The sequence below is a fragment of the Kitasatospora sp. NPDC088783 genome, assembly GCF_044750705.1.
In the GTDB taxonomy this organism is placed as follows: Bacteria; Actinomycetota; Actinomycetes; order Streptomycetales; family Streptomycetaceae; genus Kitasatospora; species Kitasatospora fiedleri.
The window spans coordinates 212,661-232,556 of the sequence record NZ_JBIVKJ010000008.1 but is presented as its reverse complement, the minus strand read 5'-3'; the positions used below and the strand labels follow the sequence as shown (position 1 = coordinate 232,556).

The window sequence follows — 19,896 nt, the reverse complement described above, 5'->3', positions numbered from 1 at the left end:
CGGCCATGTCCGCCACCGTTTCCGCCGACCCGCAGGTGACCTACCTGGAGCTCTCCGAGGACGAGGGGAGCGCCCACAAGTTCTACGAAGTCACGGTCAAGGAAGCCGAGTTGACCATCCGCTACGGCCGGATCGGCGAGCCGGGCACCACCAGGACCACGGTCTGCGCGAGCGCCGAGAAGGCCGCCGCGCAGGCCGCCAGGAAGATCGGCGAGAAGGTCCGCAAGGGCTACGCCCCGGCCGTGCGGGGCGTGCGCCAGCGCCGGTCGGTGACCCGCCGGCAGATCACCTCGACCCGCTCCACCGCCCGCCAGGCCCCGCTGCTGTGGCGCTTCCGCTCCGGCTCGCCCGCGTTCGGGGTGTACGTCGGCGAGGAGCACGCCTGGGTCGGCAACGAGCAGGGCGACGTCTACACGCTGACCACGGACGGCCGGGTCACCGGCCGGTTCGGCCTGCCCGACGGGGTCAAGTGCATCGTCGCCGACGACTGGTGGATCTACGCGGGCTGCGACGACGGCAAGGTGTACGACCTCGGCGGGAAGGTGCCGCGGGTGGCGTACGAGATCGCCCAGGACGTGGACATCTACTGGCTGGACATCCACGACGGCGTGCTCGGCGTCGCCGACGAGCGCGGCGGGCTGACCACCGTCGACCACGAGGACGAGTTCCAGTGGCGGCGCAACGCCCAGGGCTCCTCCGGCTGGATGGTGCGCTGCGACGCCGAGTCGGTCTACCACGGCTGGTCGGCGGGCGTGGCCCGGTACGCCAAGCGCGGCGGCGACCAGCTCTGGCACACCCGCACCAAGGGCTCGGTGCTGTTCGGCTGGCAGGAGCGGGACGAGGTGTTCGCCGGCACCTCGCAGGGCTGGGTGCACCGGCTGCGCAAGTCCGACGGCGCGGAGACCGCCGCGTACCGGTGCGACGCCGCGGTGTTCTCCTGCGCGGCCTCCCCGGACGGGGAGTTCGTGTTCGCGGGCGACAACCACTCGTCCGTCTACTGCTTCGCCGCCGACGGCACCCGGCTGTGGAAGCTGGGCACCGGCTGCGGCTCGGCGTACAGCATGCAGTACCGCGACGGGCGGCTGTACCTGGTCACCACCGACGGCTCGCTGGCCTGCCTGGACGCCTCCCAGGGCGCCGTGCAGGCCGCCGAGCAGGGCACCCTGCCGGCCACCGCCGAGGTGAGCGGCGCGGGCGTCGAGCGGGTCGCGGCCGGCGCCGAGCTGGAGACCGTCAGCGCCGGCGCGCTGGCGGGCGCCGGGGGCGTCGAGGTGGAGTGCGTGGCCGAGGGCGGGCGGCTGCGGGTCCGGGTGGTCACGCCCGGCTACGACGCCGCGCTGCGGGTGCAGTTCCCCAAGGACGTCCGGGTCGCCGGGGCGCGGTACCTGGTCGCCGAGGTGCGCCGGTCCGAGTCCGGCGGGTTCTACCGGGCCCGCGGGGAGATCAAGCGGCTGCTGTGACGCCCCGGGGCGTTCGTCCGGGGTGCCCCCGGCGTTCCGCGCCGGGAGGCGCGCGCGGCGGCCGGCCGACGATGCGGGAGGATGCGGGCCATGGGGACGCGGGGGACGTGGGGGAAGCGGACGGACGGGCTGCTGGCCTGGGGGCGGGCCCGGCCCTGGGCGGTGGACGGGCCGCTGCTGGTGCTCGCCGTCGGCGTCTCGCTCTGGGGGGTGTACACCGACGAGCACGCGGCCGAACGGCAGTGGTGGGCCTACGCGCTGGCGCTGGCCGGGGCGCTGCCGCTGTGGTGGCGCCGCCGCGCCCCGTGGGCGGTGCTGCTGGCCTGCGCGGTGCCCACCTGCACGCTGTCGGTGGTCGCGCACTTCGCGATGCCGCAGATCCAGGTCGCCATGGCGGTCGCCGTCTACACCGTCGCCGACCGCGGCCGGGACTGGCAGCGCGCCGCGCTGCTGGCCTTCGCGGTGGTCGGCAACGTGGTCGGCACCCGCTCCTTCGGCGGCATGCTGTTCAGCCTGGTGGTGTCGGTCGGCAGCTTCGTGCTCGGCTCGCTGGTGCGGGAGCTGCGCCGACTGGCCGGCGTCGAGGCCGAACGGGCCCGGCAGGCCGGGCTGCGGGCCGCCAGCGACGCCGCCCGCGCGGTCGCCGAGGAGCGCGCCCGGATCGCCCGCGAGATGCACGACATCCTGGCCCACGCGGTCTCGCTGATGGTGGTCCAGGCCGAGGCCGGGCCGCTGGTGGTGCGCAGCGACCCCGACCGGGCGGTCCGCGCGTTCGACGCCATCGCCGACTCCGGGCGCGACGCCATGGTCCAGCTCCGGCGGTCGCTGGGCGTGCTGAAGGAGGGCGGCGCGGCGCCCGCGCTCGCCCCGCAGCCCCGGCTGGCCGAGCTCGCGGACGTGCTGCAGCGGGTCCGCGACTCCGGGGTGGCGGTCGACGCCGAGATCGAGGAGGCCGGGCCGGCCGAGGTGCAGGCGGCGGCCTTCCGGATCGTCCAGGAGGCGCTCACCAACGTGGTCAAGCACGCCGGCGCCCGGCGGGTCGGCGTCCGGGTCGCGGTCCGCGACGGGGCGCTGCTGGCGGTCGAGGTGGTCGACGACGGCGCGGGAGCGGGGGCGGGCGCGGCGGCTGGGGTCGACGGGCGCTCCGGCGGGCGCGGCCTGCTCTCCATCCGGGAGCGGGCGGCGGCCTGCGGCGGCAGCGCCGAGACCGGGCCCCGACCCGACGGGCCCGGCTACCTGGTGGCCGCCGTACTGCCGCTCGACGCCTGAGAGCTGCCGATCAACGCCTGAGAGAGGGACGGAAGTTGACCATACGCGTGGTGATCGCCGACGACCAGGAACTGGTCCGGGCCGGGTTCGGCATGATCCTCGACGCCCAGCCCGACATCGAGGTCGTCGCCGAGGCCGGCGACGGGCGGCAGGCCGTGGAGGCCGTCCGCGCGCACGCCCCCGACGTCCTGCTGCTGGACGTCCGGATGCCCGTCATGGACGGCCTGGAGGCCGCCCGCCGGGTCTGCGTCGAGCACCCCGGCTGCCGGGTCATCATGCTCACCACCTTCGACGTGGACGACTACGTCTTCGACGCGCTGTACGCCGGGGCCAGCGGCTTCCTGCTCAAGGACGTCCGCCGCGACGACCTCGCCCACGCCGTCCGGGTCGTCCACTCCGGCGAGGCGCTGCTCGCCCCGTCCGTCACCCGCCGGGTGATCGGCGAGGTGACCGCCCGCAAGACCGGCGCCGCCCCGGCCGTCGCCCGGCCGCTCCGGCGCCTGCTGGAGTCGCTCACCGCCCGGGAGTCGGAGACCCTGCGGCTGGTCGCCCGGGGCATGTCCAACGCCGAGATCGCCGCCGAACTGGTGGTCAGCGAGCACACCGTGAAGACCCACGTCAGCAACCTGCTGCAGAAGCTCGGCCTGCGCGACCGCGTCCACGCGGTGGTCTTCGCGTACGAGGCGGGGGCGGTCACGGCGGGGGAGTGAGACCCGCCCGCCGCCGGGGCGGGCGGTGCGCTCCCCCGCGGGAGGGAGACCGGGCATCGCCGTCGCGGGGGAGGCGCGGCGGCGCCCGCCGCGGGAGGGTGGGGGTGTCAGGAAGGCACTCTCACGAGGGGGTTGGGGCGATGGTGACGGGACGTCGGGCGCTGGGCTGGGCGGCGGGGCTGCTGGCGGTGTACGGGCTGGTGCGGCTGCTGCCGGGCTCGCGCGGGGTGGGCGTCGGCTGGACGGCGGGGCACCTGGCGCTGTTCGCCGGGCTGGCGCTGCTGGGCGCGGGGCTGCCGGAGCTGTGGCGGCTGGGCGGCCGGGACGGGGCGTGGGGCCGGGCCTGGCTCGGCCTCGGCTGGGCCGGGGTGGCGGCCGGCCTGGCGCAGGCCGGGATCGACCTGTACGCGAACGCCGTCTCGGCCGACCGGGCGGCCCGCTCGGCGCTGTTCGACCGGGTGCAGTCGGTGCCGGGCGTGCTGCCGCTGGTGTACACCGTCGTCCCGCTGCTGCTGTACGTCGGCCTGCTCGGGCTGCTGGCCCGCCTGGCGCTCCGCCGGGCCGTCCCGTGGTGGAGCCCGGCGCTGGTGCTGCTGGGCACCCTGGCGATGGGCGCGTCGCTGGACTTCCTGGCGCTCGGCGCGGCACTCTACCTGCTGGCGTTCCGGCCGGTGATAACCGCTGGCCGCGGCGGGCCGCGGGCCGTACCGTCCGGGGCATGAACGGGAAGCGGCCGCTGGTGGCGGTCTTGACGGGGGCGGGCATCTCCACGGACTCGGGCATCCCCGACTACCGGGGCCCGCAGGGGCTCTGGCAGCGGGACCCGAGCGCGCAGGAGCTGGTCACGATCGGCCCGTACCTGGCGAGCGCCGAGGTGCGGCGCCGGGCCTGGCTGATGCGGCGGGACGCGGGCGCGATCGGCGCCCGGCCGAACGCCGGGCACCGGGCGCTGGCGGACCTGGAGCGGGCGGGCGTCCCGGTGCGGGTGCTCACCCAGAACGTGGACGGGCTGCACCAGGCGGCCGGCGTCTCCCCGCGCAAGGTGCTCGAACTGCACGGCACGGCCACCGGGGTGCGGTGCGCGGGCTGCGGGGAGTCCGGCCCGATGGCGGCGGCGCTGGCGCGGGTCGCCGCCGGCGAGGACGACCCGGCGTGCGAGCGCTGCGGCGGGGTGCTGCGGCCGTGCACCGTGATGTTCGGCGAGGCGCTGGACGAGCGGGTGCTGGAGCAGGCGGGCACGATCGCCCGGAACTGCCAGGTGTTCCTGGCGGTCGGCAGCTCGCTCCAGGTGCACCCGGCGGCGCTGCTGCCGCGGATCGCGCTGGAGCACGGCGCGCGGCTGATCGTGGTCAACGGCGAGCCCACGCCGTACGACGGGGAGGCGCACGAGGTGGTCCGCACGCCGATCTCGACCGCGCTGCCCGCGCTGGTGGCCCGCCTGGTGGACGGCGACCTGTCCGGTCCCTGAGCCGCCGCCCGCCCGGGGCGCCCGGCCCGCCGCGCGGCGGGCCGGGGCCCGTAGCATGGCGGCCCGACGAGCAGGGAGGACCCCATGGCGATCGACGCCTTCGACCCGTGGTCGGCCGCGTTCGTGGCGCACCCCTACCCGGCGTACGCCGCGCTGCGCGAGCGGGCGCCCGTCCACCACTACGCGCCGACCGGCCAGTGGCTGGTCTCCCGGCACGCCGACGTCAACGCGCTGCTGCGGGACCGGCGGCTCGGCCGCACCCACACGCACCGGTTCACCCACGAGGAGTTCGGGCGGCCCGCGCCGGACCCCGCCCACGAGCCGTTCCACACCCTCAACGACCACGGCCTGCTGGACCTGGAGGGCCCCGACCACGCCCGGATCCGCCGCCTGGTCGCCAAGGTCTTCACCCCGCGCACGGTCGAGTCGCTGCGCCCCGCCGTCCGCAGGCTGGCCGGCGAACTCGTCGACGGCCTGCTCGCCGAGGGCGGCGGCGACCTGATCGCCCGGGTCGCCGAACCGCTGCCGGTCGCGGTGATCGCCGAGCTGCTGGGCGTCCCCGAGCCGGACCGGCACCTGCTGCGCCCCTGGTCCGCCGACATCACCGGCATGTTCGAACTCCACCCGAGCGCGGAGACGGCCCGCCGCGCCGTCACCGCCAGCATCGAATTCTCGTCCTACCTGCGGGAGTTGATCCGCCGCCGACGCGCCGACCCGGGCCCCGACCTGATCAGCGCGCTGGCCCTGGCCGCCGAGGACGGGCAGTCGCTCAGCGAGCAGGAGGTGGTCTCCACCTGCGTGCTGCTGCTCAACGCCGGCCACGAGGCCACCGTCAACACCACCGGCAACGGCTGGCTCGCCCTGTTCCGCAACCCCGGCGAACTCACCCGGCTGCGCGGCGCGGTGGACGAACTGTTGCCCACCGCCGTCGAGGAGCTGATGCGCTACGACACCCCGCTGCAGATGTTCGAACGCTGGGTGCTGGACGACATCGAGGTGGCCGGCACGCACATCCCGCGCGGCGCCGAGGTCGCCCTGCTGTTCGGCTCCGCCAACCACGACCCCGAGCGCTTCACCGACCCCGAGCGGCTCGACCTCGGCCGCACCGACAACCCGCACCTCAGCTTCGGCGCCGGAATCCACTTCTGCCTCGGCGCCCCGCTCGCCAGAATGGAACTCACCGAGTCCTACGGCGCACTGCTCCGCAAGGCCCCCGGGCTGACGCTGCGGCGCGAGCCCGACCGGCGCCCCGGCTACGTGATCCGGGGGCTGGAGGAACTGCTGGTCGAGATCTGAGGGGGAACGCACGGTGAAGCGGGCGACCGGGGCGATGCTGGGGCTGGCGATCGGGGACGCGCTCGGCAAGCCCACCGAGTTCCTGGACCTGGACGAGATCGGGCGGATCAGCGCCGACTGGCGGCGCCTCCCGCTCCCGAAGAAGGCCGAGGTCACCGACGACACCCAGATGACGCTCGCGCTGGCCCGCGCCCTGCGCGACGCCCTGGCCGAGGGCCCGCTCGTCCCGCTGCGCCTCGAACTCCCGCTGCGCGAGGAGTTCGTGGACTGGTGGCGCTCCCCGGACAACGACCGCGCCCCCGGCATGACCTGCCTGCGCTCCTGCTTCCGGCTCTCCACCGGCCGCCCCTGGCAGGACGCCGGCGACCTCGGCTCCAAGGGCTGCGGCGCGAACATGCGGGTCGCCCCGCTCGGCCTGGTCCGCGAACTGACCGACCGCCAGGTCGCCGGCGCCGCCCAGTTGCAGTCCGGCCTCACCCACGGCCACCCCACCGCGCTGGCCGCCAGCGAACTCACCGCGTTCACCGTCCGCTGGCTCGCCCAGGGCGTCGAGCCGGCCGAACTCCCGGCCCGGCTGCGCGCCCACGCGCACCGACAGCGCACCCGCTACGACGAGTTCTGGCTCGGCGACCTCGCCGCCCGGGACCACACCGGCACCCCGGAGCAGTTCATCGCCCGCGGCTGGGACGACTGCCTGGACGTCCTGGACCGGCTCGACGCCGCGCTCGCCGCCCCCGACCTCGACGCCGACCCGTGCGAGCGCACCGGCGCGGGCTGGATCGCCGAGGAGGCCCTCGCCACCGCCCTGCTCTGCTTCCTGCTGCTGCCCGACGACCCGGTCGCCGCCGTCCGCCGCGCCGCGGTCTCCTCCGGCGACTCCGACTCGCTGGCCTGCCTGGCCGGTGCCTTCGCCGGGGCCCGGCACGGCGCGGACGCCTGGCCGCGCGAGTGGACCGACCGGATCGAGTACCGCCGCGAACTGCTGGCCCTCGGCGCGCTCTGGGACTGAACCGCGGGCTCCCGGGCCGCCGCCGGGGAGCGGCTCAGGCTCGGCCGCGCGGCCGGAACCGCGCCCGCTCCGGCCCGCCCGGCCCGCCCGGGGCGGCGGTGGCGGCGGGGACGGGCCCGGCGGCGGGTCCGGGCGCCGTCGCGGGCCGCGGGTAGCGGGCGTCCAGGGCCGACCGGTCGCCGCCGGTGGCGGCGGCCGCGGCGGCGGTGACGAGGTCGTCGGCGACCTGGAGGACCACCTCGCGGCCCTCCACCAGGGCGCACCAGTCGGCGGGCAGGCCGGACCGCCCGTGCAGGGCGCCGACCAGGTTGCCGCAGACCGCGCCGGTGGAGTCGCTGTCGCCGGAGTGGTTGACCGACAGCACCAGGGCGGCGCGGGCGTCCGGCCCGGCCAGGGCCGCGTACACGGCGATGGCCAGGCACTCCTCGGCGATCCAGCCCAGCCCCACCCGCTCCACGGCCTCCGCCGTGCCCGGGCCCTCCGCGGCGATCCGGACGGCCCGGCGCAGCGCGTCGCCGGTCTCCGCGCCCAGCCGGTGCGCGTCCAGCTGGGCGAGCACCGCGTCCACGGCCGGGCGCAGCGGCGTCCCGGCGGCGACCCGGTCGACCAGGGCCGCGAACGCGCCCGCCGCGAGGTAGCCGGTGGGGTGGCCGTGGGTCAGCTGCGCGGCCACCGCGGCCTGCCGGAACGCCTCCTCCGGGCCCAGCCCGAGCAGGCCGAACGGGGCCGAGCGCATCACCGTCCCGCAGCCCTTGGAGCCCGGGTTGACCGGGCCGTCCTGGCCGAACGGGGCGGCCGGCCGGTAGGCGGCGGCCACCCCGGTGGTGCAGGCGTTGCCCGGGGCCCGGGAGGCGTACAGGAAGTCCTGGGCGGCCAGCCAGCCGTCGGGGTCGCGCTCCGGTCCGGGCAGCCGCTGGGTGAGGAACCAGCGCCGGTAGGCGGCGTGCAGGTCCTCCGGGCGGCCGCCGCGCAGCAGGCCCTCCGCGGTGAACAGGGTCATCTGGGTGTCGTCGGTGACCTGCCCGCCGAGCCCGGCGTCCGCCAGGTCGGTCAGGCCGTCCGGCCCGAACCTCTCCCGGATCCGCTCCAGCCGCTGGAACTCGATCGGCCAGCCCAGGGCGTCGCCCAGCGCGCCCCCGAGCAGCGCGCCGCGCACCCGGTCGGTGAAATCCATCGGTCCTCCCCCGTCACGGGGTGCCGCCGGCCGGTCAGCGCGCGATGCGCCCCGAACCGCGGTGCAGGGAAGCCCGGTCGGCGGCGGCCCGGCCCTCGACCCAGCCCTCGCCGTCGCTCACCCGCACCCGCTGCGACACCAGTTTGGGGAACATCTTGCCCACAGTGTTGTCGACGGCCTCCGCCCGGGCCGCCAGTACCGGCAGCAGGCCGCCGTCCGGGACGGCCGGCAGCGGCGCGCGGTCCGGGTCGGCGCCGTCCGGGTGCCCGGCCGCGCCCCCGGCCGTGCGCCCGGCCGCGACGTCCTCGTCGGCCTGCGCGGTGGCCCGCTCGGTGGCCTCGGCCAGCCGCTCCCGGATCCGGGCCGCGTACGCCACCAGGAAGGACTGCCGGAACGCCTTGGTCCGGGCCGCGCCGTCCTCGTGCTTGCGGCTGCCCGCCCGGTGCATCGCCGCCGTCGCCTGCACCAGCAGCGAGGTGTACAGCAGCTCCACCGCGTCCAGGTCGGCGTCGAAGCCGACCACCGTGCAGAACCCGAACTCCTTCGCCCACACCACCCGGCACCGGTTCGCCGCCGCCACCGCGTCCAGCAGCATCGTCTTGGGGCCCTCGTACGGGTTGTCCACCCCGATCCGGACCGCCGCCGGATCGTCCGCCGACCGGCCGCCGCCCGCCGCCAGCAGCGCCTCGTCGATCGAGTGGCGGGCCATCAGCTCCTGCGCCTTCGCGGTCAGCGCCTCCGCCTCGTCCGGGAACCCGGTCGACTCGGCCTTCGCCAGCAGCGCCCGGATCCGCCCCAGCATCCGCGGCTCGTCCGCGCGCGGCCCGCCCGCCCGCGGGGCCGACTGCCCGGGCCCCGGACCCACCGGCTGCACCGGCGGCAGCAGCGCCCAGGCCCGCAGCAGCTCCAGCGCCGCCGTCGCCAGCGCGAACCGGTCCAGCCGGTGCCGGGCCGCGAACTCCGACAGGTACGCCTCGTCGGACGGCCACCACGGGTGGGCGTCCAGCTCCCGCACCTGCTCGCGCCAGCGCCGGTCCAGCGCCGCCGCCGGGTGCCGCCGGCCCTCCGCCGCGATCAGGTCCACCGCCAGCGCGACCTGCACCGGGCCCAGCTCCCGCCGCGCCACCCGCACCAGGTCGGCCGGCTGCCACCCGGCCGCCCAGCAGCGGCCCACCGTCCGCTCGGCGGTCCCCAGCAGCGCCCGGCTCACCCCCGGCCACCGCTCCGCGGACGCCGCCAGCAGCGACGCCGCCCCGTCCACCACGTACTCCAGTCCCCCGGCCGGCGCCCCCGCCACCCGGGCCACCGCCTCCGCCACCAGCTCGTCCACGGGCTGATCGGTGCTGGCCACGGCGGTTCCTGCTTCCTACGAGGGGGACGGGGGAGGGGACGCCCTCCATGATGCCGGAGCCCGGCGGGCCGTCACCGCTCGATCACCCCGGCGAGGATCTCCGGCGCCCGCTCCACCAGTCGCCCCGAGGCCAGCCGGACGCCCAGCAGGGCCAGGCCCGCCCCGTACAGCACGCCGACCGGCAGCACCGGCCAGACCGGGTGGTGGCCGTGCAGCAGGAGGGCGAGCAGCGCGCCGAGCGGCAGGCAGAGCACCGCCACGCCGACCATCGAGCCGAAGGCGTTGAGCAGCACCGCGCCGTTCTGGCCGGGCGCCGCGTTGCGCATCGGGTTGCCGTCGGCGGGCAGCGCGTACGGGGCGCGGACGCTGATCACGCAGCCCAGGCCGACCGCGGTGCCGAGCACGGCCAGCGCCAGCCCGAGCGCCGGGGCCAGGCCGCTCCAGTCGCCGGTGAGGGCGGCCACCGGCGGGCCGAACAGCAGCAGCACCGGCACCGCGTACGCCAGGACCGCCAGCGCCCGGCCGCGCAGCTCGTCCCGGGCGTCCCGCCGGGTGGCGAGGGTGGCGGCGATCATCCAGAAGCCGGAGCCGTCCATGCCGAACAGGTTGCCGGCCTGCAGGCCGAGCATCAGCCCGCCGATCGCGATCACGTACACCGAGCCCCAGCCCTGCACCACCGACAGCACCGAGAAGACCGCGGTCATCCCGATGCCGGTGAACACCGCGGCCTTCGCCCGGGGCTCCCGCCAGGCGTACCGCAGCTGCCGCTGGGCGACCGCGCCGACCCGGCCGGGGGGCAGCAGCCGCCACCGGCCCGCCGACCGGGCCGCGGCGGCGGGCGAGCGCTCCAGCAGGGTCGAGGAGTCGCCGCTGACCATCAGGTCCCGCAGGCTCCGCAGCCACCAGCGCAGCAGCCCGGCCAGCAGGGCCGCGGTCAGCAGCAGCTGTCCGGCCGCGACCGGGTAGGCGCCCTCCCCGGCCGAGCGCACCGCGTCGATCGCCGCGACCGGCGGGAGCCACCGCACCACCGAGGCGTACGGGTGCAGCACCGACAGGTCGACGCCCGGGCCGGAGCCGTTCAGCGAGCTCTGCAGGGCGAGGTTGCCGCCCTGCGCCAGCACCGCGAACAGCAGGCCGCCGAAGACGGCGAAGTCCTTGCCGCGCCGGCTGGACAGCATCCGGGCGTTGGCCGCCCCGACCGCCCGGATCAGCGCGACCAGCACCAGCAGGGTCAGCGGCACCGCGAGCACCGCCACCACCGCCGAGGCCGCGCCCCGCCCGGCCGCCACCGCGGCGCCGGCCAGCAGCAGCAGGCTGACCAGCGGCCCCGGCCCGACCAGGCCGCCCAGCAGGGTGCCGCGCAGCAGCACGGCCGGCCGCAGCGGCAGCATGGTCAGCCGGGTCGGGTCGGCGCTCTCGTCGCTGGAGAAGAAGAACAGCGGCATCGCCGCCCAGGACGCCGTCAGCCCGGTGACCAGCACCGCGGCCGCGTCGGCCGCCCCCGCCCGGCCGTGCAGCACGGCCAGCCCGGCGGCGCCGCCCAGCCCGAACAGCAGCCCGACGACCAGGCCGAGGACGTACCCGGCGGCCAGCCCGGGCGTGCGCCGCAGCCCGTTCCGCAGCAGCCGGAGCTTGAGCGCGACGAGGGCCCGGACGACGGCGCGGTCCCCGGCGGCGGCGGTGCTCACCGGTGGCCCCCGCCCAGCCAGTCGAGCGCCTGCCCGTCGTCCTCGCGGACGCCGACCAGCCCGAGGAACGCCTGGTGCAGCGACGTCCCGCCGCGCACCCCGTCCAGCGGCCCGGCGGCGACCACCTGCCCGGCGTTCACCACCGCGACCCAGTCGCACAGCGACTCGACCAGCTCCATCACGTGGCTGGAGAACACCACCGTCGACCCGGAGGCGGCGTACCGGGTGAGCACGCCGCGGATGGTCTGCGCGGAGACCGGGTCGACGCCCTCGAACGGCTCGTCCAGGAACAGCACGTCCGGGTTGTGCAGCAGCGCGGCGGCCAGGCCGATCTTCTTGCGCATGCCGGTGGAGTAGTCGGCCACCAGCTTGTCGGCGGCGCCGGCCAGGTCGAGCACCGCCAGCAGCTCCTCGGCCCGCCGGTCGGTCTCCGGGCCGTCCAGCCCGCGCAGCCGGCCGTTGAACCGCAGCAGCTCGCGCCCGCTGAGCCGCTCGAACATCCGCAGCCCCTCCGGCAGGATGCCGATCCGGGCCTTCACCGCGACCGGGTCCCGCCACACGTCCGCGCCGTGCACCAGCACCGTGCCCCGGTCGGGCCGCAGCAGCCCGGTGACCATCGACAGCGTGGTGGTCTTGCCGGCCCCGTTCGGGCCGACCAGGCCGATGAACGACCCGGCGGGCAGGTCGAGGCTCAGCCCGGCGACGGCGGTCTGCGCGCCGAAGCGCTTCCACAGGTCGCGGATCGAGACGGCGGGCGGCGGGGTGGTCGCCTCCATGGCGGGTGGCCTCCTGGTCGAGGTCGGTCCGGACGGGTCCTGCGGTCCGGACGGATTTTTTTCCGACGCGTTCCGGCCGGGCGCCCGGCCGGGCGGGGCGGCGGCCGGGGGCGGGCCTGACGTGACCCTACGACCGTTCCTCCACCCGCACATCCCCCGTTCGGCGGTACGCCGTCCCTTCTCCCGCCGGGACCGGCAACTACCCGGGCCCTCCGTTCGTCCTGCATGCTGGGAGCGCACGCGCAGCACGGGGAACGGGAGGAGGCCGCGGTGGCAGGTCAGTGGGGGTCGCCGGCGCCGTACGGGCAGCAGCCCTGGCAGCCGGCGCCGACGCCGCAGTCCGCGATGCGGGCCGCCAACTCCGACCGGGAACGCACCATCGACGTGCTGAAGGCCGCCTTCTCCGAGGGCCGGCTGACCGCCGCCGAGTACGAGCACCGGATGTCCGCGGCCCACCAGGCCGCCACCTACGGGCAGTTGGCCTCGCTGGTGGCCGACCTGCCGTCCGGGCCGATGGTGCAGCCCTTCGGCGCGCCCGTGCCGGTGGTGCCGCCGACCTTCATGCCCGCCTACCTGCCGCCGCCCTCGCGGCCCGTCCGCAACAACGGCCTGGCGGTGGCCTCCGCGACGCTCGGCTGCCTGACCGTGCTCACCTTCGGCGTCACCGGGCTGCCCGCCGTGATCACCGGCCACATGGCCCGCAACCGGATGCGCGTCACCCGCGAGGACGGCGACGGCCTGGCGGTGCTCGGCCTGGTCCTGGGCTGGCTGTCGGTGGCCGGCTGGGTGCTCTTCCTCCTGCTGGCCCTCGTCTCGGCCTGAGCCGGGGCCGCCCGGCGCGTCCTGCCGCGCCCTACCTGCACCTGCGCCCGGACCGCGCACGCCCCCGGCCCGGCTTCCCCGGTGGTCGCGCCCGCAAACCCCCGTTCGTGGGCCGCCCAGTAGGATGCGAGATCGCTGCCCCCTCTGCGGCGCCGGACGACGACCAGCGATCGAGGAAGCCAACCAGTGACTGTCAGTACCGAAGGGTCGGCTGCCGTCGTGCCGGGCCCCGACAAGAACCGCGGCGCGCGCGGCCGCGGCGGGTCCGGATGGGCCTGGCTGCTGGGATCCCCGCCCGCACTGCTGGCCGCCGAGGCGGCGGTGGCCTTCGCCGCCGCGCTGGTCCTCCCGTACCTGGCGCACCGCTTCAAGCTCAACCCGCTGGACCGGATCGCCCAGGTCAGCGGCCTGGCCGCGATCCAGTTCCGGTTCGCCCTGCTGGGCCTGCTCTGCGTCGCCGCGGTGCTGCTGGCCGCCCGGTTCCGCCGCGGCCGGCACTTCGACCTGGTCACCCGGTTCGCCGCGGCCGCCGTGGTCGGCCTGGCCAGCGGCTTCGTCGCCGCGGGCGCCGTGGTCGCGCTGCTCGGCACGCCCTGGCCGATGTTCGGCCTGAACGGCGACAGCGGCCGGATCGTCGAGTGGGCGCACGCGGTCGCCAACGGGCAGCCGTCCGGCTCCCCGGTGTACCCGCCCGGCCCGCTCTACACCCTCGGCTACTACGCCGAGTGGTTCCGCGGCGGCAACACCGCCTACGCCTTCAAGGACCTCCAGATCCTGGGCGCGGCGGCGTTCGGCCCGCTGACCTACCTGGCCTGGCGGATGCTGCTCAGCCCGGTCCGGGCGCTGGCCTTCGGCGTCGCCCCCGCCTTCACCCTGATCGACGCCTACAAGCCGTACAGCCAGACCGTGCTCGCCGTGCTGATCCCCACCCTGGTGGCGATGGTGGTGGCGCTGCGCCGCAGCGGGAACCAGCGCTGGCCGCTGCTGCTGGCGGTCGGCGGCGGCTTCGGCGTGCTGCTGGGCGTCATGTTCCTCACCTACTCGGGCTGGTTCCTGTGGAGCGCGGCCGGCGTGCTGCTCGCCGCCCTGCTCTACTTCCCGTGGCGCACCGGCTGGTGGAAGGGCCTCGGCTACCTGGCCGCCTCGCTGGTCGGGTTCCTGGTGGTGGCCGGGAGCTACCTGCACGTGATGCTGGTCGAGGGCCAGAACACCAAGGACACGAACTTCCGGTTCGACAACTACACCGACCCCGCCTACTACCTGATGTGGCGCACCGACATGCCGGGCAAGAACGTCGGCGACTGGCCGCCGCTCGGCGAGTACGGCGGCGTCGGCCTGTTCGCGGTGGTCACCTTCGTCTGCCTGGGCCTGGTGCTCTGGATGGGCCTGCGCCAGCCGCTGCCGGTCACCATCGTGGCGATGTTCGTCAGCGCCTGGCTGATGCGGATGTACATCGCCTCGCACATGTACTCCACCCAGACCGTGCAGCTGTACACCCGCACCAACAACCAACTGCTGTACTGCGGCATGGTGGTGTGCGCACTGACCGTGCACCTGGTCACCAAGCGGCTGGCCGAGCGGCGGAACACCGCCGGCGACACCGACCCGGCCGCGCTGTTCGGCCCGGTCGGCCGCACCGGCGCGGTGGCCGGCGCCCTGGTCGGGCTGCTGCTCCTGCTCGGCACCGTCTCCTCCTCGATGGCGGACCGCTACATGCCCGCTCAGGACGGCACCTACCGGGTGCTGCCGTGGGTCTCCCACACCGTGCGCAAACTGGACGGCAGCTGCCCGAAGTTCGCGCCCGGCCACACCTGCTCCGCGGAGGGTGACCAGTCGTGGCTGAGCTACATCCGGTGAGGCCCAGCCGCCTCGCCGCCGGGCTGACCCGGCTGGCCGACTGGGCCGTCCGCACCCGCCGCCGCCTGTGGCTGTGCTCCTTCGCGGTGTTCCTCGCCCTCGCCGGGGCCTGGGCCGCGGCCACCCCGCTGGCCGCCTCCCCGGACGAGCACGCGCACTTCATCCGGGCCGCCGCGGTCGCCCGCGGCCAGTTCGGCGGCCCCGAGGTGATGGTCGAGCACACCGTCGCCGGGGTGGACTCGGAGTTCGCCGAGACCGGTGTCCAACTGCCCGGCTGGTACGCCCAACTGCCGCACGAGCACGAGTGCTACAGCTGGCAGCCCGCCGTCCCGGCGAGCTGCGCCCCGAAGATCGGCTCCGGCGGCCCGACCGTCCAGGTCACCACCGCGGCCGGCCGCTACCACCCGGCCTACTACCTGTACGCCGGACTGCCCAGCCTGGTCACCGACGGCCCGACCGCGCTCTACCTGATGCGCCTGCTGTCGGCGGTGCTCTGCGCCGCCCTGCTGGCCAGCGCGATGGTCACCGCCGCGGAGTGGCGCAGCCGGCGGCCCGCGATGACCGGCCTGCTGGTCGCCGCGACCCCGACGGCGCTGTTCCTGGCCGGCATGGTCAACCCCAGCGGCGGCGAGATCGCGGCGGGCATCCTGGTCTGGTCGGCGATGCTGGCGATGCTGCGCTCGCCCGACCCGCTGCTGCTCAACCGCCGGCTGGCCCGGCTCGGCATCGGCGGCCTGGTGCTGATCAACATCCGTCCGCTGGGCCTGCTCTGGTTCGCCGGCGCGGCCGTCGTCGGCCTGCTGGTGCACCGGCGCGGGGCGCTGCGCCCGCTGCTGCGCCGCAAGGCGCTGTGGGGCTGGACGGTGCTGCTCGGGACCGCCTCGGTCGGGGCGCTGCTCTGGTCCCGCAGCCACCCGGACCACTCGGTGATCACGCTCCCGCCCTGGTACAACTCGCCCGCCGTCGCGGCCAAGGACGCGTTCGGCAACAGCATGGACTACATCCACCAGATGATCGGCTGGTTCGGCTGGCTGGACACCAAGCCGACGGTCCTCACCTGGGTGGTGTGGACCGCGGCGATCGGCCTGCTCGCGGTGCTGACGGTGGTGCTGGGCCGCCGCCGGGACGCCCTCTCGGCGGTCCTGGTCGCGCTCGGCATCGTGCTCGCCCCGCCGCTCGCCCAGGCCGCCCAGTACCACCTCGGCCCGGTCTGGCAGGGCCGCTACCTGATGCCCTTCGCGGTCGGCCTGCCGCTGCTGTGCGGCGCCGTGCTGGCCGACCGGACGGCCTCCGGCGGCCCCGCGCTGCCCTGGCGCCGGCTCACCGCGACGGTGGTGCTCCCGCTGGCCCTGGCCAACCTGGCGGCCTTCTACTGGACGCTGCGCCGCTTCGGGGTCGGCACCAGCGGCTCGCTGTTCAACCGGCACGCGCACTGGCTGCCCCCGGGCGGCTGGGTGGTGTGGACCGCGCTGTACGCGCTGGCCGCGCTGCTGCTGGTCGTCCCGGCGTTCGCCTCCGACCACGCCGGCACCCCGTCCGCCGGGCGTCGCGCCGGACGCCGCCACCGGCTGCGCGCCGACGGCCCGCCGCTGGCGGCCGTGGACTGATCCACGGGCCCGCGCAACCGGGCGCACTCCATTTGTTTTGACCGCCGCCTGTGCGCTAGGTACGCTCTGACCTTGTGCCTGGGGTGTGCCCGGGTCCTTGTGCGTGCCAGCAGATCGGCCGCCGCAGCGGAGACTCCACCCGCTCGGTGTGCGCCGTAGCCGCAGCGCAGCTCATGGGATTCCGCGATTCTTCCCCCGAAGAAGGCCCAACACGCCCGACCGCGTGGGTCGGAGTGTGCGGGCCATACCGCAGGTTAGTTCCACCAAGCCTTGGCACACAGAAAACGGAGAAACGGTGCCTACGATCCAGCAGCTGGTCCGAAAGGGCCGGCAGGACAAGGTCGAGAAGAACAAGACGCCCGCACTGAAGGGTTCGCCCCAGCGCCGCGGCGTCTGCACGCGTGTGTACACGACCACCCCGAAGAAGCCGAACTCGGCTCTCCGCAAGGTCGCCCGTGTGCGCCTCACCAGCGGGATCGAGGTCACCGCTTACATTCCGGGCGAGGGCCACAACCTGCAGGAGCACTCCATCGTGCTGGTCCGCGGTGGCCGTGTGAAGGACCTTCCTGGTGTCCGCTACAAGATCATCCGCGGCTCGCTCGACACCCAGGGTGTCAAGAACCGCAAGCAGGCTCGCAGCCGCTACGGCGCCAAGAAGGAGAAGTAAGAATGCCTCGTAAGGGCCCCGCCCCGAAGCGCCCGGTCATCATCGACCCGGTCTACGGCTCCCCGCTGGTGACCTCGCTGGTCAACAAGATCCTGCTGCACGGCAAGCGCTCCACCGCCGAGCGGATCGTCTACGGCGCCCTCGAGGGCGTCCGCGAGAAGACCGGCGCCGACCCGGTGGTCGCGCTCAAGCGCGCCCTGGAGAACGTCAAGCCGACCCTCGAGGTCAAGTCCCGCCGCGTCGGTGGCGCCACCTACCAGGTGCCGGTCGAGGTCCGTCCGGGCCGCGCCAACACCCTGGCGCTGCGCTGGCTGGTCGGCTACTCCCGCGCCCGCCGCGAGAAGACCATGACCGAGCGCCTGCTCAACGAGATCCTCGACGCCAGCAACGGTCTGGGCGCCTCCGTGAAGCGCCGCGAGGACACCCACAAGATGGCCGAGTCGAACAAGGCCTTCGCGCACTACCGCTGGTAGTCCGAACCCCGTCACTAGACAGAGAGAGAACGAGCCACCATGGCTGCAACCTCCCTTGACCTCGCCAAGGTCCGCAACATCGGGATCATGGCGCACATCGACGCGGGCAAGACCACCACCACCGAGCGGATCCTGTTCTACACCGGTGTCTCGTACAAGATCGGTGAGGTCCACGACGGCGCTGCCACGATGGACTGGATGGAGCAGGAGCAGGAGCGCGGCATCACCATCACGTCGGCCGCGACGACCTGTCACTGGACCCTCGACGGCGTCGACAACACCATCAACATCATCGACACCCCGGGCCACGTCGACTTCACCGTCGAGGTGGAGCGCTCGCTGCGCGTGCTCGACGGTGGCGTGACGGTGTTCGACGGTGTCGCCGGTGTCGAGCCCCAGTCCGAGACCGTGTGGCGGCAGGCTGACCGCTACGGCGTCCCGCGCATCTGCTTCATCAACAAGCTGGACCGCACGGGTGCCGACTTCTACTTCTGCGTGCAGACCATCGTGGACCGCCTCGGCGCCACCCCGCTGGTCATGCAGCTGCCGATCGGCGCCGAGGGTGACTTCACCGGTGTCGTCGACCTGGTGAAGATGAAGGCCCTGGTCTGGTCCGCGGACGCGCCCAAGGGCGAGATGTACGACGTCGTCGACATCCCGGCCGACCTCGCCGACAAGGCCGAGGAGTACCGCGAGGCCCTGCTCGACACCGTGTCGAACGTCAGCGACGAGGTGATGGAGCTCGCCCTGGAGGGCGAGGACATCCCCGAGGAGCTGCTGGTCGCCGCGATCCGCAAGGGCACCCTGAACTCGGACTTCACTCCGATCTTCTGCGGCTCGGCCTTCAAGAACAAGGGCGTCCAGCCCCTGCTCGACGCGGTCGTGAAGTACCTGCCGTCGCCCCTCGACATCGAGGGCATCGAGGGTACGAAGCCGAACAACCCCGACGAGAAGATCGTCCGGCAGGCCTCGGACGACGAGCCGCTCGCCGCGCTCGCGTTCAAGATCATGTCCGACCCGCACCTGGGCAAGCTCACCTTCGTCCGCGTGTACTCCGGCCGCCTGGAGTCCGGCACCTCGGTGCTGAACTCCGTCAAGGGCAAGAAGGAGCGCATCGGCAAGATCTACCGCATGCACGCGAACAAGCGTGAGGAGATCGACTCGGTGGGCGCCGGCGACATCATCGCCGTGATGGGCCTCAAGCAGACCACCACCGGTGAGACGCTGTCCGACGAGAAGCAGCCGGTCATCCTGGAGTCCATGGACTTCCCGGCCCCGGTCATCCGCGTCGCGATCGAGCCCAAGTCCAAGGGCGACCAGGAGAAGCTGGGTGTCGCCATCCAGCGCCTGGCCGAGGAGGACCCCTCCTTCCAGGTCAACACCGACGAGGAGACCGGCCAGACGATCATCGCGGGCATGGGCGAGCTGCACCTCGAGGTGCTGGTCGACCGCATGCGCCGTGAGTTCAAGGTCGAGGCCAACGTCGGCAAGCCGCAGGTCGCGTACCGCGAGACGATCCGCAAGGCCGTCGAGCGCATCGACTACACGCACAAGAAGCAGACCGGTGGTTCCGGCCAGTTCGCGAAGATCCAGATCGCGATCGAGCCGCTGGAGTCCGGCGAGGGCTACGAGTTCGTGAACAAGGTCACCGGTGGCCGCGTTCCGAAGGAGTACATCCCCTCGGTCGACGCCGGTTGCCAGGAGGCCATGGAGTTCGGCGTGCTCGCCGGCTACCCGCTCCAGGGCGTCCGCGTGAGCCTGCTCGACGGTGCGTCGCACGACGTCGACTCGTCCGAGCTCGCGTTCAAGATCGCCGGTTCCATGGCGTTCAAGGAAGGTGCCAAGAAGGCGTCGCCGGCTCTGCTGGAGCCGATGATGGCCGTCGAGGTCACCACCCCCGAGGACTACATGGGCGACGTGATCGGCGACATCAACTCCCGCCGTGGCCAGATCCGGGCCATGGAGGAGCGTCACGGTGCCCGCGTCGTCAAGGCGCTGGTGCCGCTCTCCGAGATGTTCGGCTACGTCGGTGACCTGCGCAGCAAGACCTCTGGTCGCGCAAGCTACTCGATGCAGTTCGACTCGTACGCCGAGGTTCCGCGGAACGTGGCGGACGACATCATCGCCAAGGCCAAGGGCGAGTGACGTCCCGGTAATCGGGATGATTCAGACCCTTTAGGCTAGAAGGAGGGCACCCGGACGCTTGCCCGTCCGGGTTCCGCCCGGGAGCCCTCCGGCACCCCCACCCGCGGGACGGCAATGGGGCGCG

At 74.6% G+C, this 19,896-nt stretch carries 17 protein-coding genes; 13 read left to right on the top strand and 4 right to left on the bottom strand.

Annotated features, from left to right (window positions below; genetic code table 11):
• The first annotated feature begins 5 nt into the window (after nucleotides 1-5).
• The 7 genes from ACIP60_RS23270 (at nucleotide 6) to ACIP60_RS23240 (ending at nucleotide 7,212) form a co-directional block, all read left to right on the top strand.
• Entirely contained in the window at nucleotides 6-1,460 is a 1,455-nt protein-coding gene (locus tag ACIP60_RS23270) for a WGR domain-containing protein (RefSeq protein ID WP_400687339.1), read from the top strand.
• Nucleotides 1,461-1,550: 90 nt separating this feature from the next.
• Nucleotides 1,551-2,729: a sensor histidine kinase gene (locus ACIP60_RS23265; RefSeq protein ID WP_400687337.1), complete on the top strand. Its 1,179-nt coding sequence runs from the start codon at nucleotides 1,551-1,553 to the stop codon at nucleotides 2,727-2,729.
• 35 nt (nucleotides 2,730-2,764) lie between these two features.
• Complete coding sequence (locus ACIP60_RS23260) at nucleotides 2,765-3,439, top strand: response regulator (protein ID WP_400687335.1); 675 nt, start codon at nucleotides 2,765-2,767, stop codon at nucleotides 3,437-3,439.
• Between the two features lie 140 nt (nucleotides 3,440-3,579).
• Nucleotides 3,580-4,161: a hypothetical protein gene (locus ACIP60_RS23255; protein WP_400687333.1), complete on the top strand. Its 582-nt coding sequence runs from the start codon at nucleotides 3,580-3,582 to the stop codon at nucleotides 4,159-4,161.
• Nucleotides 4,158-4,907 (top strand): SIR2 family NAD-dependent protein deacylase, encoded by a 750-nt coding sequence (locus ACIP60_RS23250; protein ID WP_400687331.1) that lies wholly within the window; start codon nucleotides 4,158-4,160, stop codon nucleotides 4,905-4,907. The genes ACIP60_RS23255 and ACIP60_RS23250 overlap by 4 nt, the downstream gene beginning before the upstream one ends.
• An 84-nt stretch (nucleotides 4,908-4,991) precedes the next feature.
• A complete protein-coding gene (locus tag ACIP60_RS23245; protein ID WP_400687329.1) occupies nucleotides 4,992-6,203 on the top strand; it encodes a cytochrome P450 in 1,212 nt (403 codons plus the stop codon).
• A gap of 34 nt (nucleotides 6,204-6,237) precedes the next feature.
• Nucleotides 6,238-7,212: an ADP-ribosylglycohydrolase family protein gene (locus ACIP60_RS23240; RefSeq protein ID WP_400687584.1), complete on the top strand. Its 975-nt coding sequence runs from the start codon at nucleotides 6,238-6,240 to the stop codon at nucleotides 7,210-7,212.
• Between the two features lie 34 nt (nucleotides 7,213-7,246).
• Here ACIP60_RS23240 and ACIP60_RS23235 read toward each other — a convergent pair whose 3' ends face one another.
• From ACIP60_RS23235 to ACIP60_RS23220, 4 genes are all read right to left on the bottom strand, one after another.
• Nucleotides 7,247-8,386, bottom strand: a complete 1,140-nt coding sequence (locus ACIP60_RS23235; RefSeq protein WP_400687327.1) for an ADP-ribosylglycohydrolase family protein — start codon at nucleotides 8,384-8,386, stop codon at nucleotides 7,247-7,249.
• 34 nt (nucleotides 8,387-8,420) lie between these two features.
• Complete coding sequence (locus tag ACIP60_RS23230) at nucleotides 8,421-9,737, bottom strand: DUF2786 domain-containing protein (protein WP_400687325.1); 1,317 nt, start codon at nucleotides 9,735-9,737, stop codon at nucleotides 8,421-8,423.
• Between the two features lie 71 nt (nucleotides 9,738-9,808).
• Nucleotides 9,809-11,425 (bottom strand): transporter, encoded by a 1,617-nt coding sequence (locus ACIP60_RS23225; RefSeq protein ID WP_400687323.1) that lies wholly within the window; start codon nucleotides 11,423-11,425, stop codon nucleotides 9,809-9,811.
• The gene (locus tag ACIP60_RS23220; RefSeq protein WP_400687321.1) at nucleotides 11,422-12,201 is read right to left on the bottom strand and encodes an ABC transporter ATP-binding protein; all 780 of its coding nucleotides are present in this window, start codon (nucleotides 12,199-12,201) and stop codon (nucleotides 11,422-11,424) included. Before ACIP60_RS23220 ends, ACIP60_RS23225 begins: the two co-directional genes overlap by 4 nt.
• 270 nt (nucleotides 12,202-12,471) lie before the next feature.
• Between ACIP60_RS23220 and ACIP60_RS23215 the strand changes: the two genes are divergently transcribed.
• From ACIP60_RS23215 to fusA, 6 genes are all read left to right on the top strand, one after another.
• Nucleotides 12,472-13,023: a DUF1707 and DUF4190 domain-containing protein gene (locus tag ACIP60_RS23215; RefSeq protein WP_400687319.1), complete on the top strand. Its 552-nt coding sequence runs from the start codon at nucleotides 12,472-12,474 to the stop codon at nucleotides 13,021-13,023.
• Nucleotides 13,024-13,209: 186 nt separating this feature from the next.
• Nucleotides 13,210-14,880 carry a hypothetical protein gene (locus ACIP60_RS23210; protein ID WP_400687317.1) on the top strand — a complete coding sequence of 557 codons (1,671 nt, stop codon included), beginning with the start codon at nucleotides 13,210-13,212 and terminating at the stop codon, nucleotides 14,878-14,880.
• Entirely contained in the window at nucleotides 14,859-16,487 is a 1,629-nt protein-coding gene (locus tag ACIP60_RS23205; protein WP_400687315.1) for a DUF2142 domain-containing protein, read from the top strand. The genes ACIP60_RS23210 and ACIP60_RS23205 overlap by 22 nt, the downstream gene beginning before the upstream one ends.
• Before the next feature lie 295 nt (nucleotides 16,488-16,782).
• A complete protein-coding gene (gene rpsL, locus ACIP60_RS23200) occupies nucleotides 16,783-17,154 on the top strand; it encodes a 30S ribosomal protein S12 (protein WP_014144289.1) in 372 nt (123 codons plus the stop codon).
• A gap of 2 nt (nucleotides 17,155-17,156) precedes the next feature.
• The gene (gene rpsG / locus ACIP60_RS23195) at nucleotides 17,157-17,627 is read left to right on the top strand and encodes a 30S ribosomal protein S7 (protein WP_030457432.1); all 471 of its coding nucleotides are present in this window, start codon (nucleotides 17,157-17,159) and stop codon (nucleotides 17,625-17,627) included.
• Nucleotides 17,628-17,666: 39 nt separating this feature from the next.
• Nucleotides 17,667-19,772: an elongation factor G gene (gene fusA, locus ACIP60_RS23190; protein ID WP_100837819.1), complete on the top strand. Its 2,106-nt coding sequence runs from the start codon at nucleotides 17,667-17,669 to the stop codon at nucleotides 19,770-19,772.
• Nucleotides 19,773-19,896: the final 124 nt, after the last annotated feature.